Source organism: Kitasatospora sp. NPDC101235 (assembly GCF_044767505.1).
In the GTDB taxonomy this organism is placed as follows: domain Bacteria; phylum Actinomycetota; class Actinomycetes; order Streptomycetales; family Streptomycetaceae; genus Kitasatospora.
In genome coordinates, this window is record NZ_JBIWNZ010000006.1 from 131,396 (window position 1) to 146,936 (window position 15,541).

Genomic DNA, 15,541 nt, shown 5'->3' on the forward strand with positions numbered 1-15,541 from the left:
GCCGGGCCCGGCGGCGGCGCGTGGGAGAATACGGCGACGCGACGGCGGCTTCGGGGAGGGAGGGGTCCGGTGGCTGTGCGCGAGGACACCGCGCGGGACGTGCAGCACGAGCCCGCACGGCAGGGCCGGCACGGTCGGCCGCGCCGTCTCGGCGGCCTGTTCCGGCTGCCCACCCTGCGCTTCTCCGGCGCCGCGATGGCCATGTCCACCGTGGTCGGCATCAGCATCGCCACCACCCTGCTGCTCAACGAGCAGCAGGGGATCGGTCGCCGGGCCGGCGTCGCCCGGGTCGGCACCACCCCGCCGCCCACGCCGGGCACCACCGACCGGGCCGAAGCGGTCTCGGCGCAGACTCCGACCGACGGCCCGTCGTCCGGCGCCTCCCCCGGCCACCCCACCGCGGGCCGGCCCTCCTCGCACGTCTCGGCGCATCCCTCGGGGGCCGCGCCGGTCGCCGTCTCCCCGCCCGCACCCCGCCCGGCGGGCCCGGGCGCACCCCAGACCGGCGGCCAGACCTCGGCCGGGCAGGACGCGCCGGCCCCCGGCACCCAGCTCGCCGGCACCGAGGCCGGCGTCCCTGCCCCGGCCGGCCCCTCGCCCTCCCCTTCCGTCCCGGCCCCGGGCACCGGGCAGCCCGGCTACGCCCCACCCGCCTCCGGCCAGACGCCGAACGCCCCCGGGCTGCGGCCGGACATGCCCGCCCGCCCGGCGCCGCCGCCCGCCGCGAACGTCCCGGAGACCGACACACCGGCCGCCCCCGCCAAGGGCACCGACCCGGACGCCGACCACGCGCTGTCCGGCGCCGCCCTGGTCTGCCCGCTCGGCCGTGACGGCCTGCGGCACCAGCTCACCCTCACCGTCGCCGAGCCGGTCACCGCGTTCCAGGCCGAGTTCCGGCTCGCCCCGGGCGAGTCGGCCCCCGGTACCGGCTCCGCCTGGACCGACCTGCCGGGCGCCGTGGTGACCGCCCAGCAGGAGCGCGGCACCCTCGTCTACCGGTTCACCACCCCGCCCGGCGTCGACGTCCGGCCCGGCCACTACACCTTCGGCGTCCGCGGTGCCCGTCCGGCCGCCGACCCGTCCGCCGTGGTCCGCAAGCCGGCCCCGGCGGAGAGCTGGAGCGTCTCCGCGTTCGCCCTCGACCGCCCCCGCGCGGTCGCCGCGCTCGGCGGCTTCGGCCCGGTACCGCCGTTGCCCGCCGAGCCGCAGACGCCCGGCGCCCCGGTCGCCTCGCCGGCCCCCGCCTCGCCAGTTCCCGCGCCGGTTACCACCCGGGCCGCCACGGCGCGCTGACCTGCCGACGGCCGGGCGCGGCGGTCGTCCGACGATCCGACAGTCGGCCCCGCCGCAGGGGCGCATCCCCGTACCCTCGTTCGTTACTGTGGGCAGCACCCGGCCCGGCGCCCCCGACGGCCCCGGCCGGGCCGCCGTTCCGCACCCGAGGAGGAGTCCGTGTCCACCGTCCTGACCCAAGGCGGCAACGCACCGCTGACCGCCGCGCGAGTGACCGTCGAGGTCACCGCGCCCAAGGCGCTGGACGTCTCCGGCCTGCTGCTGACCGATGCCGGAAAGGTCCGCTCGGACGACGACTTCGTCTTCTTCAACGCCCCGAACGGCCCGGGCGTCAGCCACCGCCCGGCCACCGCCGGCGCCCCCGACGCGATCACCGTCGACACCCGGGCCGTCCCGGCGGGCATCAGCAAGATCGTGGTCACCGCGAGCCCCGCCGACCAGGTCTCCACCTTCTCCGGGATGGAGCCCACCGCCACCGTCCGCGACGCCGACACCGGCGAGGTGCTGGTCACCTTCACCCCGCCCCGGCTGGGTCTGGAGACCGCGCTCATCGTGGTCGAGGTCTACCTGCGGGGCGGCGCATGGAAGGTGCGCGCGGTCGGCCAGGGCTACGCCGACGGCCTCGCGGGCATCGCCACCGACTTCGGCGTCACCGTCCAGGACTCCCCGGCCCCGGCCGCCGCCGCGCCGGTCGCGCCGCCGGCCCCCGAGGCCCCGGTCGCGCCGCCCGCCCCGGTGGACCGGACCGTCCAGCTCCCCGTCCCGCCCGCCCCGCCCGTCCCGCCCGCACCGGTCTCCGCCCCGGTGGACCCGCGGATCGCCCTCGCCACCGGCCAGACCGCCGTCCCGGCCCCGCCCGCGGCTCCCCCGGCGCCCGCCGCGCCCCCGGCCCCGGCCGCCCCCGGGAAGATCACCCTGGACAAGGGCCGGATCAGCCTGGTCAAGGGCAGCTCGGTCTCCCTGGTCAAGAACGGCCGTCCCTTCCTCTCCTCCGTCCGGATGGCCCTCGGCTGGAAGTCCACCGCCCGCGGCCGCGACATCGACCTGGACGCCTCCTGCCTCGCCTTCGACGCCCGGCACAAGCGGCTGGAGACGGCCTGGTTCATGAAGCTGAACATCTTCAACGGCGCGATCTCCCACTCCGGCGACAACCTGGTCGGCGGCGAGGGCGGCGACGACGAGGTGATCACCGTCCACCTGGAGGGCCTGCCGGCCGAGGTCCACGGGCTGGTCTTCGTCGTGAACTCCTTCTCCGGCCAGAAGTTCACCGACGTGCGCGACGCCTACTGCCGCCTGCTCGACGCCCGGACGGAGGAGGAGCTGGTCCGCTTCGACCTCACCAACTCCGAGCCGCACACGGGTGTGATGATGTGCAAGCTGGTCCGCCGTCCGGGCGGCGAGTGGGAGATGACGGCACTCGGCGAGTACGTCGACGGCAAGACCGCCCGGGCGATGATCGAGCCCGCTGCCGCGGCGCTCTAGGAACGCCCTGCCCCGCGGCGTCACGGCCGCGCCCGCGGATTCACCCCCCTGAGGCATCAAGTCACCCACGCGGCGACTCGATTGACTCTCAAGGGGGGTGAATCGCGCTCTCCCCCGCACCCCGAGGAGGAGAGCCGTGCCACGCTTCCTGTCCCGCCTCGCCGTCGCCGGCACTGCCACCGCGCTCGCCGCCGGGCTGATCACCCCGACCACCGCCCAGGCGGCCGCCCGGCCGGGCGGCCGCGCCGGCGCACTGCGGTGGACGGCCCTCGGCGACTCCTACACCGCCGGGGTCATCGAGGCCACCGGCGAGGAGACCGCGCCGCGCGACGGCTGCGCCCGCACCGTCGAGTCCTACCCCGAGATCATCCGCCGCGACCTCGGCTCCCTGGTCGCGCTGCGCAACGTCAGCTGCAGCGGCGCCACCACCGACGCCGTCGACGCGCACGCGCAGTCCCCGCTCGGCCGCCCGCTCCCGCCGCTCGGCACCGACCCGAACGCCCCCTACCCGCCCGTCCCGCCGCAGATCGACGCCGTCGACCCGGCCACCGACCTCGTCACTGTCGGGATCGGCGGCAACGACCTCGGCTTCGCCGAGATCCTCAAGGGCTGCATCGAACTCGGCGCCGTCCGGCTCGGCCAGGGCACGCCCTGCAAGGACAAGTTCGACGCGGGCCTGCCCGACCGCTTCGCCCGGCTGCGCAACGACTACGACCGGATGCTGACCGCACTGCACGCCAAGGCCCCGTCCGCCAGGGTCCTCACCGTCGGCTACCCGCACCTCGTCCCCGAGGACGCCGCCCTCTGCCAGTACGGCAACCCCTTGCAGTTCGGCACCTTCACCACCGGCGACCTCGCCTGGGCCCGCACCGCGCTCCTGGAGCCGCTCAACGCGCTCATCGCCCGGGACAGCGCCGCCCACGGCGACACCTTCGTGGACCTCTACCGCGCCGGCGCCGGCCACAGCGTCTGCGACGCCGACCACTGGCTGGACGGCGTGCTGACCAGCATCCTCCCCCTCGAGTACGCCGTGGTGCACCCCAACGCCACCGGCCAGGCCCACACCGCCGCCCTGGTCGAGGACGCCGTCCTCGGCGGCTGACCCGCTCCGCCCCCGGCGGCCGGCCCCGGCCGACCGAACCGCGCAAAACCGGTGGCCCACCCACCCGTCGGGGGACCATCCTGGTCCGATGCCCTACGACATCCGCGAGGCCACCCCCGACGACTGGCCCGCCATCTGGCCGTTCTTCCGGACCATCGTCGCCGCCGGCGAGACCTTCCCCTACCCCCTGGACATGCCCTCCGAGCTGGGCCGGGAGTGGTGGCTGCTCGCCGCCCCGAACCGCACGGTGGTCGCCGTGGACGAGGACGGGCGGATCCTCGGCACCGCCAACATGACCCGCAACCGCCCGGGCAACGGGGCGCACGTCGCCAGCGCCAGTTACATGGTCGACCCGGCCCACCACGGCAAGGGGATCGGGCGGGCCCTGGTCGAGTACACCCTCGACTGGGCTCGCCGGTCCGGCTTCCGCGCCATGCAGTACAACGCGGTGGTCGCCAACAACCACCACGCCGTGAAGCTCTACGAGTCGCTCGGCTTCGAGATCGTCGGCACCGTTCCCGAGGCCTTCCTCCACCCGGTGGACGGCTACGTCGGCCTGCACGTCATGTACCGGCCGCTGTGACCGGCCTACTCCTCGATCGCCCCGCCGACCCGCCGCAGGTGCTGCCGGAAGCTGTACGCCGGGTCGGCGGCGCGCCGCTCCAGGTACGCGTCGAAGGCGGTCTGCCGGCGCAGCGTGTCCCCGGCCGTGATCCGCCCGGCCTGGGCGCGCTCGGTCCGGGCGATCGCGCCGGCCGTCTCCAGCACCTCCGCGACCCGGTCCGCGGGCACGAACAGCACCCCGTCCGGGTCGGCGAACACCACGTCCTCGGCGCTCACCGGGTGCGGCCCGAACTTCGCCGTCAGCAGCGCCTCCGGCTCCCGGTCGTCCAGCCGCACCGGGCCGAGCGGCAGCGCCCCGTAGCTGAACACCGGAAGCCCGATCTCCAGCAGCTCGGGAGTGTCCCGGTGCAGTCCCCACACCACGATCCCGGCCACCCCGGCGGCCCGCGCCTCCAGCACCGCGAGGTCCCCGATGCAGGCCTCGTCGGTCCGCCCGCCGTTGTCGATCACCAGCACGTCCCCGTCCCGGGCCGCCCCGTACGCCTCCAGGAACACGTCCACGCTCCCGTAGTGCCGTACCGGCAGCGCCCGCCCCGCCACCCGGGCCCCGGCCACCACCGCCGCCACCCCCACCGGCGCGACCCGCAAGCCCACCCCGAGCCGCACACAGGCATCCGCCACCAACGGCGTCGACAACCCCTCGAAGGCCTTCAGCATCCCCAACTCCTCCGCTCGAAAAGCCAGTTCACCAGCAGGGAGATCCTAGGCCCGACTTCAAACTCACACCATCGAGTGAAACTCCGCCGTATACGGCATGGCCCGGCCGAGCCGCGACTAGCGTGACGGTCCTCTGAAGGAGGGGCATCATGAGTGCTGTGGCGCATGAGCAACCGATCACGGGCTCCCCATCGCATGCCGACATCCTGCTGGAGAGCTTCCTGAGCCTGCACTCCCCCGAAGGCTTCCGAGCCGAGCTCATCGAGGGAGAGATCATCGTGGCACCACCGCCGGACGGCGATCACGAGGACTACATCGACCTTCTCATCGATCAGGTGAAGGCCAAGTCCAAGGTCCACATGCAAGTGTCCGGCGGCAAAGGTCTCCGGCTTGTCAGCGGCGGCCTTTGCCCGAAGAACCACGTCATCCCGGATGCGACGTTCGCGCCACGGGAACTCCGCCTCTTCCGCGGCGCCCCGCCGTGGATGGAACCCGACGGTGTGGCCATGGTCGCCGAGGTCACGTCGAGCAAGCCCGACCAGGACCGCATCACCAAGCGGCACTGCTACGCCCGTGCCGGCATCCCGCTCTACCTGCTGATCGACCGCGAGAAGTCGCAAGTGAGCCTTTTCGGCAAGCCCCACCGCGAGGAGTACACCGAGGTGCATCTCGCCGCCTTCGGCGAACCGCTCGTGGTTCCGGCCCCGTTCGAATTCGAGCTGGACACCAAGGACTTCCTCTAGAGCCGGGAGTACACGACGGCCCGCACCCCCGTCAGGGGTGCGGGCCGTGGTCCGTGGGTGCCAGGGTCAGCCGCGGGTGGCCATGGCGCGCAGGAAGAAGGTCAGGTTGGCCGGGCGCTCGGCGAGGCGGCGCATGAAGTAGCCGTACCACTCCTGCCCGTACGGGAGGTAGACGCGCATGGTGTTGCCCTCGCCGGCGAGGCGCAGCTGCTCCTCGGGGCGGATGCCGAACAGCATCTGGTACTCGAAGGAGTCCCGCTTGCGGCCGTTCCACTGGGCCAGCTGGCCGGCGATCTTGATCATGTTGGGGTCGTGCGAGGCGATCATCGGGTAGCCCTCGCCCGCCATCAGGACCTTCAGTGCGCGGACGTACGCGAGGTCGACCTCGTGCTTGCCCTGGAAGGCGACCGACTCGGGCTCCTTGTAGGCGCCCTTGCACAGGCGCACGCGCGAGCCTGCGCCGGAGAAGTCACGGCAGTCGGCCTCGGTGCGGCGCAGGTAGGCCTGGAGCACGACGCCCAGCCAGGGGAAGTCCGCCCGCAGCTCACGCGCGATGCCGAGGGTGGAGTCGGTGGTGGTGTGGTCCTCCATGTCGAGGGTCACCGTGGTGCCCGCGTCGGCGGCGGCCTCGCAGATCCGGCGGGCGTTCTCCAGCGCGATCTTCTCGCCGTCCACCGGGAGGAACTGGCCGACGGCCGACAGCTTGACCGACACCTCGGCGCCGGCGGCGAGGCCGGTCTCCTTGAGGGCCTTGAGCAGGTGCTCGTACGCCTCGGCGGTGGCGGCGGCCTGGGCGGCGTCCTGGGTGTCCTCGCCGAGGTGGTCCAGGGTGACCTTGCGGCCGGTGGCGATCAGGTCGTCGGTGGCGGTGATGGCCGCTTCGAGGGCGTCGCCGGCGACGAAGCGCTCGACTATCGCGTGGGTCGGGGGGAACTTCTCGACCACGGTGCGGACCTGCGGGGACCGGGAGGCCGCGAGGAGGGCGGAACGGAGCATCGTGACTCCTGGAGCTGGTGTTTCCAAGGGTGGCAGAAGGGCCGGGGCGGCGGAACGGGGGTGATCTCGCCGCCCCGGCGGGCGACGCCCGGCTGCGGGACCGGGCGTCGCGGGTGACCGATGGCTACTGGACGAGCCGTGCGATCAGGAGGACAGGGCTGGTCAGCCCATGTGCGGGTAGCGGTAGTCCGTCGGCGGGACGAAGGTCTCCTTGACCGAGCGGGTCGAGGTCCAGCGCGCCAGGTTCTGCTTGGCGCCCGCCTTGTCGTTGGTGCCCGAGGCGCGGCCGCCGCCGAAGGGCTGCTGGCCGACGACGGCGCCGGTCGGCTTGTCGTTGATGTAGAAGTTGCCGGCGGCGAAGCGCAGCTTGTGCATCGCGTCCTGGGCCGCGGCGCGGTCCTGGGAGATGATCGAGCCGGTCAGGCCGTACGCGGACACCGACTCCATCTGGGCCAGCATCTCCTCGTACTTCTCGTCCTCGTAGACGTACACGGCCAGGATCGGGCCGAAGTACTCGTCCTTGAAGTACTCGCTCGCCGGGTCCTGGCAGACCAGGACGGTCGGGCGGACGAAGTAGCCCACCGAGTCGTCGTAGGTGCCGCCGGCGAGGACCTCCACGGCCGGGTCGGCCTGGGCGCGGTCGATGGCGGCCTTGTTCTTGGCGAAGGAGCGCTCGTCGATGACGGCCGACATGAAGTTGGACAGGTCGGTGACGTCGCCCATGGTGAGGCCCTCGACCTCGGCGGCGAACTCGTCCTTGAGGCCGGCCCAGATCGACGCCGGGACGTAGGCCCGCGACAGCGCCGAGCACTTCTGGCCCTGGAACTCGAAGGCGCCGCGGGTCATCGCGGTCTTCAGGACCTTCGGGTCGGCGGACGGGTGGGCGACCAGGAAGTCCTTGCCGCCGGTCTCGCCGACGATCCGCGGGTAGGTGCGGTAGCCGGCGATGTTGTTGCCGACCTCGCGCCACAGGTGCTGGAAGGTGGCGGTGGAGCCGGTGAAGTGGATGCCGGCCAGCGCCGGGTGCTTGAGCGCGACCTCGGAGACGGCCAGGCCGTCGCCGGTCACCATGTTGATGACGCCCTTGGGCAGGCCGGCCTCCTCCAGCAGCTGCATCAGCAGGTGCGCGGAGAACTGCTGGGTCGGGGACGGCTTCCACAGCACCACGTTGCCCATCAGCGCGGGCGCGGTCGGCAGGTTGCCGGCGATCGCGGTGAAGTTGAACGGGGTGATCGCGTAGACGAAGCCCTCGAGCGGGCGGTGGTCGCTGCGGTTCCACACGCCGTCCGAGGAGATCGGCTGCTCGGCCATGATCTGGCGGGCGAAGTGCACGTTGAAGCGCAGGAAGTCGACCAGCTCGCAGGGGGTGTCGATCTCGGCCTGCTGGGCGGTCTTGGACTGGCCGAGCATGGTGGCGGCGGCCAGGGTCTCGCGCCAGGGGCCGGCCAGCAGGTCGGCGGCCTTGAGGAAGATCGCGGCGCGGGAGTCGAAGGAGAGCGCCTGCCAGGCCGGGGCAGCGGCCAGGGCAGTGTCGATGGCGTCCTGCGCGTCGGCCTGGGTGGCGTTGCGCAGGGTGCCGAGCCGAGCCGCGTGGTTGTGCGGCTGGACGACGTGGATCTCGGTGCCGCCGCCCATCCGGCGCTCACCGTTGATCGTCATGGTCAGCTGGACCGGCTCCTGGCCGCCCAGCTCCTTCAGCTTGGCCTCCAGACGAGCCCGTTCCGGGCTCCCGGGGGCGTAGCTGTGGACCGGCTCGTTCACCGGCGCGGGGACCTGGGTCACAGCGTCCATGAGCGCACGCTCTCCTTCGTTCAGTGCGGGGGGGATTGCCGGCGCGGGTCGCACGCAGGCCACAGCACGAACGCTATTCCTGGCCACCGGCCCACATGATTGGCCGGGCGGCTAAATTCCCCCGTACGGCGTTGTCCGGCCCGACGAATCGGGTCACGCCGCGGTCACGAACCGCCCCCGACCGCCACACCGTTCACACCACCCCGCACCACCGGCTCACGCCCCCGGCCCGGGGCACCGGCTCACACGCCGGCGCTCGCTTTCTGACCGTTCACCACCGCCGCCTTGGCCGCGACCGCCTCCACCACCGGCCGCCGGGCCGCCTCGTACGCCGCCAGGGCACGCGCCAGGTCGGGCTGCCCGGCCAGGCAGCGGGCCAGTTCGACGGCGCTCTCGACGGCCAGCGAGACCCCCTGGCCGGAGCTGTTGGACGGGGCGTGCACCGAGTCGCCGACCAGCACCATCCGGTCGCGGTACCAGTGCGGCACGGACGGCATGATCTCCAGCCGGGGGAAGACCTCGACGGTCGCAGGGTCCACCTGTGCCAGCACCTCCCGGGCGGGCAGGTCGTCGGCGTGCGCCTCGCGGGCGAGCGCCAGCCACTCCTCCCGCGAGATGGCACGGGCCTGCTCGGGCGTGAGCTGCTCGGGCTGCGGGATGTTGCTGAACCAGGCCGTCCCGGCCCCGCCGGGCATCGCCCAGTAACCGAAGAACGCCCGCGGGCCCTGTGCGAAGTGGATGGACTCCCCGGCCCCGCGCGGGCCGGTGAGCCGGTGTCCGCTGTACCCGCCGACCCCGATCAGACCGGTGTACTGCGGGCCGGGCGCGGCCGGGTCGATCAGGGTGCGGACGACGGAGCGGGTGCCGTCCGTCCCGATCAGCAGGTCGCCGTCCGCGGTGGTGCCGTCCTCGAACCGGGCGGTGACGCCGCTCTCGCCCTCCTCGGCGCCGACCAGCCGCTTGCCGTACCGGACGGCGACGCCCTCCTCGCGCAGCCGCCGCTGGAGGACGGTGTACAGCTCGGCGCGCCTCATCAGCCTGCCGGACACCTGGGGGAGTTCGGCGAGCACGCCGTCCTCGGCGTCCTCCATGACCATCTTTCCGATGGCCTGGCCGACCACGCCGACCTCCGCCTCCAGGCCGACCGCCGCCAGTGCCGCCAGCCCGTTGGGCGCGATCATGAAGGTGCCGCCGATGCCGTCCGCGGAGGTCGGGTAGGCCTCGAAGACCTCCGCGTCGATGCCGGCCTGGCGCAGGGCCAGGGCCATCACCGGTCCGGCGATGCCGCCGCCGACGACCAGGGCCTTCGAGATGGTGCTGGGGTTGCGGGTGGTGCTGACGGTGCTCATTCCAGGCTCCTCATGAATTCCCGCAGGGTCCGGTTGAAATCCGGCTCCCCGAGCTGTGCGATGAGGCTCTCGGTGAAGCGGCGCTCGGCCTGGAGCAGCGCGAGGGCGTACTCCTCCTCGACGACGAACATCGGGTGGACGCCCATCTGCCCGCCCTTGTGCAGGAGGGCGCGCGAGGCGTCGATCCGTGTGTCCAGCGCCTCCAGCCGCCGGCCGAGGAGTTCGGCCGACTCCTCGGTCGGGAGCGCCACGAGCAGGCACAGGGCGACCCCGAAGGCCGGGTACTCGTCCTGCGGTTCGGAGATCCACTCGCGCATCCAGTCGAGCATCTCCGCCTGGCCCTCCGGGGTGAGGGCGTAGACGGTGCGCTCGGGCCGCTGGGTGTCGCGGACGGTCTCCTGCTCGGCGACGAACCCGGCCTTCCGCAGCTGCTCCACGACCATGTAGAGCGAACTGCGGTTGTACCTGACGTTGCGGTCCTTGCCGTGCTCCTTGAGCCTGCGCCCCATCTCGTACGGGTGCATCGGCTCGGCACCGAGTTCGGCCAGGACCACCAGGGCCAGCGGATTCGACACCTTGCGTCGCTTCGCCATGAGACTTGCCTCATCTCTTGGTTGGTTATGACTATCCATTGTCGAATAGTCAGAGTCAACTATTCAGGAGTGACTATCCTCGGACGGCCCACAACTCTGTCCGCCCGGCTAAAATCAACCACAAAACGTTGTCCGAGCGGATGAAGGAGGACCGGCGTGACCACCCCCGGCCTGCCGCTCCGTCAACTCCTGATGTCCCTCGGCGAACCGCTGGTCGAACTCCAGGCCGCCCCGCAGGGCCTGGACGTCCCGGTGCGCGACGTCGCCATCCTCGACCCGGAGGACCCGCCGACCGCCGCCCCCGGCGAACTCGTGCTCGCGATCGGCGCCCGCGGCCGCGCCGCCCTGCCCGCCCTGCGCGCGGCCGGCCGGGCCGGGGCCGCCGCCGTCGCGGTCAAGCTGGACGGCCCCGGCCAGGCCGACGCGCTGCGCGAGGCCGCCACCGACGCGGGCGTCGCGCTGCTCTCGGTGCGCCGCGAGACCCGCTGGGAACACCTCGACTCGCTGGCCCGCGCGATCATCGCCGGACCGGACGCCCCGGACGCCCCCGGCTCCCCCGAGCCCAACGCGGGCGACCTCTTCTCCCTCGCCCAGACCGTCGCCGTGCTGACCAACGGCATCGTCTCGATCGAGGACACCTCCAGCCGGGTGCTGGCCTACTCCCGCTCCTCCGACTCCGACGAGGTCGACGACCTGCGCCGGCTGTCCATCCTCGGCTGGCAGGGCCCGGAGCCGTACCTGTCCAAGCTCCGCGAGTGGGGCATCTTCCAGCACCTGCGCAGCTCGGACACCCCGATCGCGGTCGAACCGCACCCCGAACTGGGCCTGCGCCGCCGCCTGGCGGTCGGCATCCGGGCCGGGGCGCAGCCGCTCGGCACCATCTGGGTGCAGGAGGGCGCCCAGCCGCTGGCCCCGCTGGCCGAGCAGGCCCTGGTCGGCGCCGCCCGGGTCGCGGCCGCCCAGCTGGTGCGCCGCCGCCGGGAGCTGTCTGCCGACGTCCGGCTCACCCAGACCCTGCTCACCGGCCTGCTGGAGGGCTCCACCGGCCCCCAGTCGCTCGCCACCCACCTCGGCCTGGACCTGCGCCGCCCGGCCACCGTGCTCGCCTACAGCGCGCACACCACCGACGCGCTGCACCGCTCCGACGTCACCGGCCTGATCTCGGTGCACACCGCCGCCCGGCACCGCACCGCGCTGCTCGCCCCGATCGAGTCCCGGGTGTACGTACTGCTGCCCGAGCTGCCTCCCGGCCTGCCGATGACCACCGTGCGCGACTGGGCCTCCGCGGTGGTGACGGCCGCCCGCGAGCACCTGGGCGTCCCGCTGCGCGCCGCGATCGGCTCGACCGTCGACGGCCTGGCCCAGGTCCCCGACTCCCGCGCGCAGGCGGACCGCATCCTGGACGCGATGGGCCGCGGCGGGGTGGACCTCGACGTCGCCGCGCTGATCGACGTCCAGGCGGAGGTGCTGGTCAGCGAGATGCTCGCGCTGCTCCAGGAGCGCACCGGCCTGCGCGACCCGCGGCTGACCGCGCTCACCGAGTACGACCGCCGGCACGGCACCCGGCTGGCCGAGTCGGTGCTGGCCTGGCTGGACGCGCTCGGCGAGGTCCGGGTGGCCTCGGACGCCCTGCACATCCACCCCAACACCCTGCGCTACCGGGTGCGCCGCGCCGAGCAGTTGACCGGAATCGACCTCGCCCAGCCGCAGCAGCGCCTGCTGGCGATGCTGCAACTGCGACTGCCCGCGGACGAGTAGTCCGCGGGCAGCCACCGGTCACGCCTGTTCGGTCATACCTGATCAGTCATGCCTGTTCGGTCATGCCCGAGCGTTCGAACCCGGCCGTCCACATCCGGCCGTTCAGGCCTGAACGGCCATCACGCGCCGTAGCCCTGGCCGCGCTTGTGCTCGTTCAGCCGGCGCCACGGGCCGCTGATGGCCAGCTGGATGCCCGGGGTCTGGATGTTGGCGAACAGGGTCTTGCCGTCGTCCGAGAAGGTCACCCCGGTGAACTCGCTGAACTCGGGCTTCTCGGCGGTGCCGATGTTCAGCTCGTTGCGGGCGATCGGGAAGACCAGGCCGTCCTCGGTGGCGCCGAACAGGTGCGAGATGCCCTCGCCGTCCTCGGCGATCACGATGCCGCCGTACGGCGAGACGGTGATGTTGTCCGGGCCGTCGAAGTTGTCGTGGTCGCCCCAGACGTCGTTGTTGACGCCCAGCAGCACCTTCAGGGTGATGGTGCGGCGGTTCGGGTTGTAGAACCAGACCTGGCCGTCGTGCTGGAGCGGGCTCTCCGAACGGGCGTAGCTGGAGACGAAGTAGAAGCCGCCGTCACCCCACCACATGCCCTCCAGCTTGCGGGCGCGGGTGACCTCGCCGTCCTTGAACTGCTTGCGCACCGAGACGGTCCTGGCGTCGCGGTCCTGGACCTTGACCCAGTCCACGCCGTAGGTGGTGCCGACCTTGGTGGCGCGGGACAGGTCGTCGATGAACTTGCCCTGCGCGTCGAAGACCTTGAAGGCCTCCAGCACACCGGCGTCGGCGGCGAGCTCGCGCAGCTTGTAGCGGCCGTGCTTGAAGCCGGCCGGCGGCGTCCAGCGGAACAGCAGGCCGTTCGGGTTCGAGGCGTCCTCGGTCAGGTAGACGTGGGCGCGCTTCGGGTCCACCACGACGGCCTCGTGCGCGTAGCGGCCGAAGGCCTTGATCGGCTGCGGGTCGCGGTTGTAGTCGTCGTCGAACGGGTCGACCTCGAAGACGTAGCCGTGGTCCTTGGTGAAGCCGTTCTTGCCGGCCTTGTCCTCGGTCTCCTCACCGGACAGCCAGGTGCCCCACGGAGTCACGCCACCGGCGCAGTTGGTGGCGGTGCCGGCGATGCCGACCCACTGCTCGACCGAGCCGTCCCGCTTGGCGTGCACGATGGTGCAGCCGCCGGCCGCGCCCGGGTCGTAGACGTGGCCCTCGGTCAGCGGCACCGGGTGCGGCCAGTTGGCGCGGGCGCCGGCCAGCTCGTGGTTGACGACCATCAGGTTGCCGCCACGCTCGTCCTCGAAGGCGGAGGTGCCGTCGTGGTTGCTCGGGGTGAACTCGCCGGTGCGCAGCTTGGTGACGCCGGCCCGGTTGAGGACCTTGTACGAGAAGCCCTTCGGCAGGGACAGCAGACCGGCCGGGTCCTGGACCAGCGGGCCGTAGCCGATGGCGGTGCCGGCGGCCGAGTTGGTCCCGGTGGCCGCGGCCACCGGGGCCTCGCCGCCGACCGGGGCGGCGATCGCGCCCGGGGCGCTGGCCAGCGCCTCGGCGCTGCCGGCGATCAGCACGCCGGCCCCGACGAGGGTGGAACGGTTGACGAAGTCCCGGCGGGACAGCGACATGGCAGCAACTCCTGAGGATGAGCGGGGGCGTCGGTGCGGGATGCCGACGCCCAGCAGGCTCCGCCGGACGGGTGAACCCGGCATGACGTCCACCTCACACCCAGGCGGCCATTTGCCGACCGATGACCATCACATGACCTCCGCTTTACGCGTGTCCCGGTCAGGACGAACAGGTCGGCGCCCCGTCAGCGCCGCGCCGCCCGCCACTGCTCCCAGGCCGACAGCCACAGCTGCTCGGCCAGCCGCTGCTCCTCCCAGACCCCCGCCCCGCCGCCGCCCCGCCGCTCCCGCCACAGCTGCGCCCAGGCCCGCTGCGCCGGCAGGCTCGCCACCTCGCTCGCGAACACCGTGTACCGGACGACCTCCTCGACGGCCGCCTCGCCCTCCGCCGTGCCGACCAGCCAATGCGTCTGCTGGGACAGCCGGTTGAGGTGGTTCACCATCGAGGTCACCGCCGCCACGGCCTCCTCCCGGGTCTCGGTGGCCAGCCGCATCTGCTGGCGCACCGCCGCCTCCCAGCGCACCGCGCCGACCTCCCCGCGCAGCCCGCGCGGCAGCCTCGGCGTGCGCCCGACCCGCACCTGCGCCTCGATCGCGGCGGACTCGGCGACGGTCTGCGCGATCAGCGCCCGGTGCGCCTCCATCCCGACGGCGGGCGGCAGTTCGCGCTCCTCGACCGGCACGTGGCGGGCCCGACGGGCGGCCAGGTCGCGCAGCAGTTCGGTGCGCCCGCGCAGGCAGCGCTCGAAGTCGCCGATCGAGCCGAGCTCCACCACGCCGGGGGCCACCCCGCGCCCGCACACCGTCACGGTCAGCCCGCCGACCCGCAGCCGCCCGGCCCACACCGGCTCCGGCCCGCCCGACCCGGGGGCGCCGGGCTCCGGCACCGGCCGGTCCTCGTGCACCTCCACCGCGCAGGGCTCGCCGTCGACCGTGATCCACGCGCGCAACGCCCGTACCCGGCCCGGTCCGTCGCCCTCGTCGACTCCCAACTGCTCGTAGACGCGGTCCCGTTCGTCCTCGACCAGGTCCTCCAGCTCGGGCAGCTGCTCGCCCCGCTCGGCCCCCGGCCGGTAGGTGCGCACGGTCACGTACGGGCCGGCCGCCGAGCGCCAGTCACCGCACTGGACCTCGACCCAGCGCAGCTTGCCGCCGGAGGTCTCGAAGGCGGCCAGCGCCTCACCGGCCGGCGCCTCGCCCACCGGCGCCTCACCGGCCGACGCCCCACCCGCGGTGGCCGGGGCGACGGCCACGCCGTACACCGGGAAGTCGGCCGCCGCCAGGGTCCGACGGGAGAACTCCTCCTGGTCGGCGAACCCGTCGTCAAACCGGTCGGCGGGCTGGTCGGCGAATCGGTCGGCGGGCTGGTCGGCCGACCGGTCCAGTGGCCGGTCCGCGGTCCGGTCTGCGGTCCGACCGGCGAAACGGTCCTCCCGGACCCGACGGTCCGGAGCCGGGGCGGACCCCGAGGACCCGACGTTCCGCTTCTGGTGCCTGCCGCCGCTCTCCCGCATCATCCTGTGCCGCACCCCCGAGTCCTCGC

General features: G+C 73.3%; 13 protein-coding genes. 6 read left to right on the forward strand and 7 right to left on the reverse strand.

The window, feature by feature from the left end:
* Nucleotides 1-69 precede the first annotated feature (69 nt).
* From ACIRRH_RS12680 to ACIRRH_RS12695, 4 genes are all read left to right on the forward strand, one after another.
* A complete protein-coding gene (locus ACIRRH_RS12680; RefSeq protein ID WP_403065845.1) occupies nt 70-1,293 on the forward strand; it encodes a hypothetical protein in 1,224 nt (407 codons plus the stop codon).
* A gap of 171 nt (nt 1,294-1,464) precedes the next feature.
* Entirely contained in the window at nt 1,465-2,775 is a 1,311-nt protein-coding gene (locus ACIRRH_RS12685) for a TerD family protein (protein ID WP_403066263.1), read from the forward strand.
* Nucleotides 2,776-2,911: 136 nt separating this feature from the next.
* Nucleotides 2,912-3,877 (forward strand): SGNH/GDSL hydrolase family protein, encoded by a 966-nt coding sequence (locus ACIRRH_RS12690; protein ID WP_403065848.1) that lies wholly within the window; start codon nt 2,912-2,914, stop codon nt 3,875-3,877.
* 88 nt (nt 3,878-3,965) lie between these two features.
* The gene (locus ACIRRH_RS12695; protein WP_403065851.1) at nt 3,966-4,460 is read left to right on the forward strand and encodes a GNAT family N-acetyltransferase; all 495 of its coding nucleotides are present in this window, start codon (nt 3,966-3,968) and stop codon (nt 4,458-4,460) included.
* A gap of 5 nt (nt 4,461-4,465) precedes the next feature.
* Here ACIRRH_RS12695 and ACIRRH_RS12700 read toward each other — a convergent pair whose 3' ends face one another.
* Nucleotides 4,466-5,158: an RraA family protein gene (locus ACIRRH_RS12700; RefSeq protein ID WP_403065854.1), complete on the reverse strand. Its 693-nt coding sequence runs from the start codon at nt 5,156-5,158 to the stop codon at nt 4,466-4,468.
* Between the two features lie 149 nt (nt 5,159-5,307).
* Between ACIRRH_RS12700 and ACIRRH_RS12705 the strand changes: the two genes are divergently transcribed.
* Nucleotides 5,308-5,901 (forward strand): Uma2 family endonuclease, encoded by a 594-nt coding sequence (locus ACIRRH_RS12705; RefSeq protein ID WP_403065857.1) that lies wholly within the window; start codon nt 5,308-5,310, stop codon nt 5,899-5,901.
* A 66-nt stretch (nt 5,902-5,967) separates the two neighbouring features.
* Here the strand turns inward: ACIRRH_RS12705 and ACIRRH_RS12710 are convergent, their stop codons facing one another.
* The 4 genes from ACIRRH_RS12710 to ACIRRH_RS12725 form a co-directional block, all read right to left on the reverse strand.
* Nucleotides 5,968-6,897 carry a proline dehydrogenase family protein gene (locus ACIRRH_RS12710; protein ID WP_403065860.1) on the reverse strand — a complete coding sequence of 310 codons (930 nt, stop codon included), beginning with the start codon at nt 6,895-6,897 and terminating at the stop codon, nt 5,968-5,970.
* A gap of 162 nt (nt 6,898-7,059) precedes the next feature.
* A complete protein-coding gene (gene pruA, locus ACIRRH_RS12715) occupies nt 7,060-8,688 on the reverse strand; it encodes an L-glutamate gamma-semialdehyde dehydrogenase (protein ID WP_403065863.1) in 1,629 nt (542 codons plus the stop codon).
* Nucleotides 8,689-8,930: 242 nt separating this feature from the next.
* Complete coding sequence (locus ACIRRH_RS12720; RefSeq protein ID WP_403065866.1) at nt 8,931-10,037, reverse strand: FAD-dependent oxidoreductase; 1,107 nt, start codon at nt 10,035-10,037, stop codon at nt 8,931-8,933.
* A complete protein-coding gene (locus tag ACIRRH_RS12725; protein WP_403065869.1) occupies nt 10,034-10,630 on the reverse strand; it encodes a PadR family transcriptional regulator in 597 nt (198 codons plus the stop codon). The genes ACIRRH_RS12720 and ACIRRH_RS12725 overlap by 4 nt, the downstream gene beginning before the upstream one ends.
* 156 nt (nt 10,631-10,786) lie before the next feature.
* On the opposite strand from ACIRRH_RS12725, the gene ACIRRH_RS12730 reads away from it, so the two are divergent.
* Nucleotides 10,787-12,388, forward strand: a complete 1,602-nt coding sequence (locus ACIRRH_RS12730) for a PucR family transcriptional regulator (protein WP_403065872.1) — start codon at nt 10,787-10,789, stop codon at nt 12,386-12,388.
* Between the two features lie 119 nt (nt 12,389-12,507).
* Here ACIRRH_RS12730 and ACIRRH_RS12735 read toward each other — a convergent pair whose 3' ends face one another.
* Together ACIRRH_RS12735 and ACIRRH_RS12740 are read right to left on the reverse strand one after the other, a co-directional pair.
* Complete coding sequence (locus ACIRRH_RS12735; protein ID WP_403065875.1) at nt 12,508-13,998, reverse strand: alkaline phosphatase PhoX; 1,491 nt, start codon at nt 13,996-13,998, stop codon at nt 12,508-12,510.
* A 185-nt stretch (nt 13,999-14,183) separates the two neighbouring features.
* A complete protein-coding gene (locus ACIRRH_RS12740; RefSeq protein WP_403065878.1) occupies nt 14,184-15,527 on the reverse strand; it encodes a hypothetical protein in 1,344 nt (447 codons plus the stop codon).
* Nucleotides 15,528-15,541 lie beyond the last annotated feature (14 nt).

Excerpts from the sequence above, each read along its gene's own strand:
- pruA (WP_403065863.1), bottom strand. The coding sequence starts at position 8,688 with ATGGACGCTGTGACCCAGGTCCCCGCGCCGGTGAACGAGCCGGTCCAC.
- ACIRRH_RS12735 (WP_403065875.1), bottom strand. The coding sequence starts at position 13,998 with ATGTCGCTGTCCCGCCGGGACTTCGTCAACCGTTCCACCCTCGTCGGG.
- ACIRRH_RS12705 (WP_403065857.1), top strand. The coding sequence starts at position 5,308 with ATGAGTGCTGTGGCGCATGAGCAACCGATCACGGGCTCCCCATCGCAT.
- ACIRRH_RS12710 (WP_403065860.1), bottom strand. The coding sequence starts at position 6,897 with ATGCTCCGTTCCGCCCTCCTCGCGGCCTCCCGGTCCCCGCAGGTCCGC.
- ACIRRH_RS12725 (WP_403065869.1), bottom strand. The coding sequence starts at position 10,630 with ATGGCGAAGCGACGCAAGGTGTCGAATCCGCTGGCCCTGGTGGTCCTG.
- ACIRRH_RS12720 (WP_403065866.1), bottom strand. The coding sequence starts at position 10,037 with ATGAGCACCGTCAGCACCACCCGCAACCCCAGCACCATCTCGAAGGCC.
- ACIRRH_RS12695 (WP_403065851.1), top strand. The coding sequence starts at position 3,966 with ATGCCCTACGACATCCGCGAGGCCACCCCCGACGACTGGCCCGCCATC.
- ACIRRH_RS12700 (WP_403065854.1), bottom strand. The coding sequence starts at position 5,158 with ATGCTGAAGGCCTTCGAGGGGTTGTCGACGCCGTTGGTGGCGGATGCC.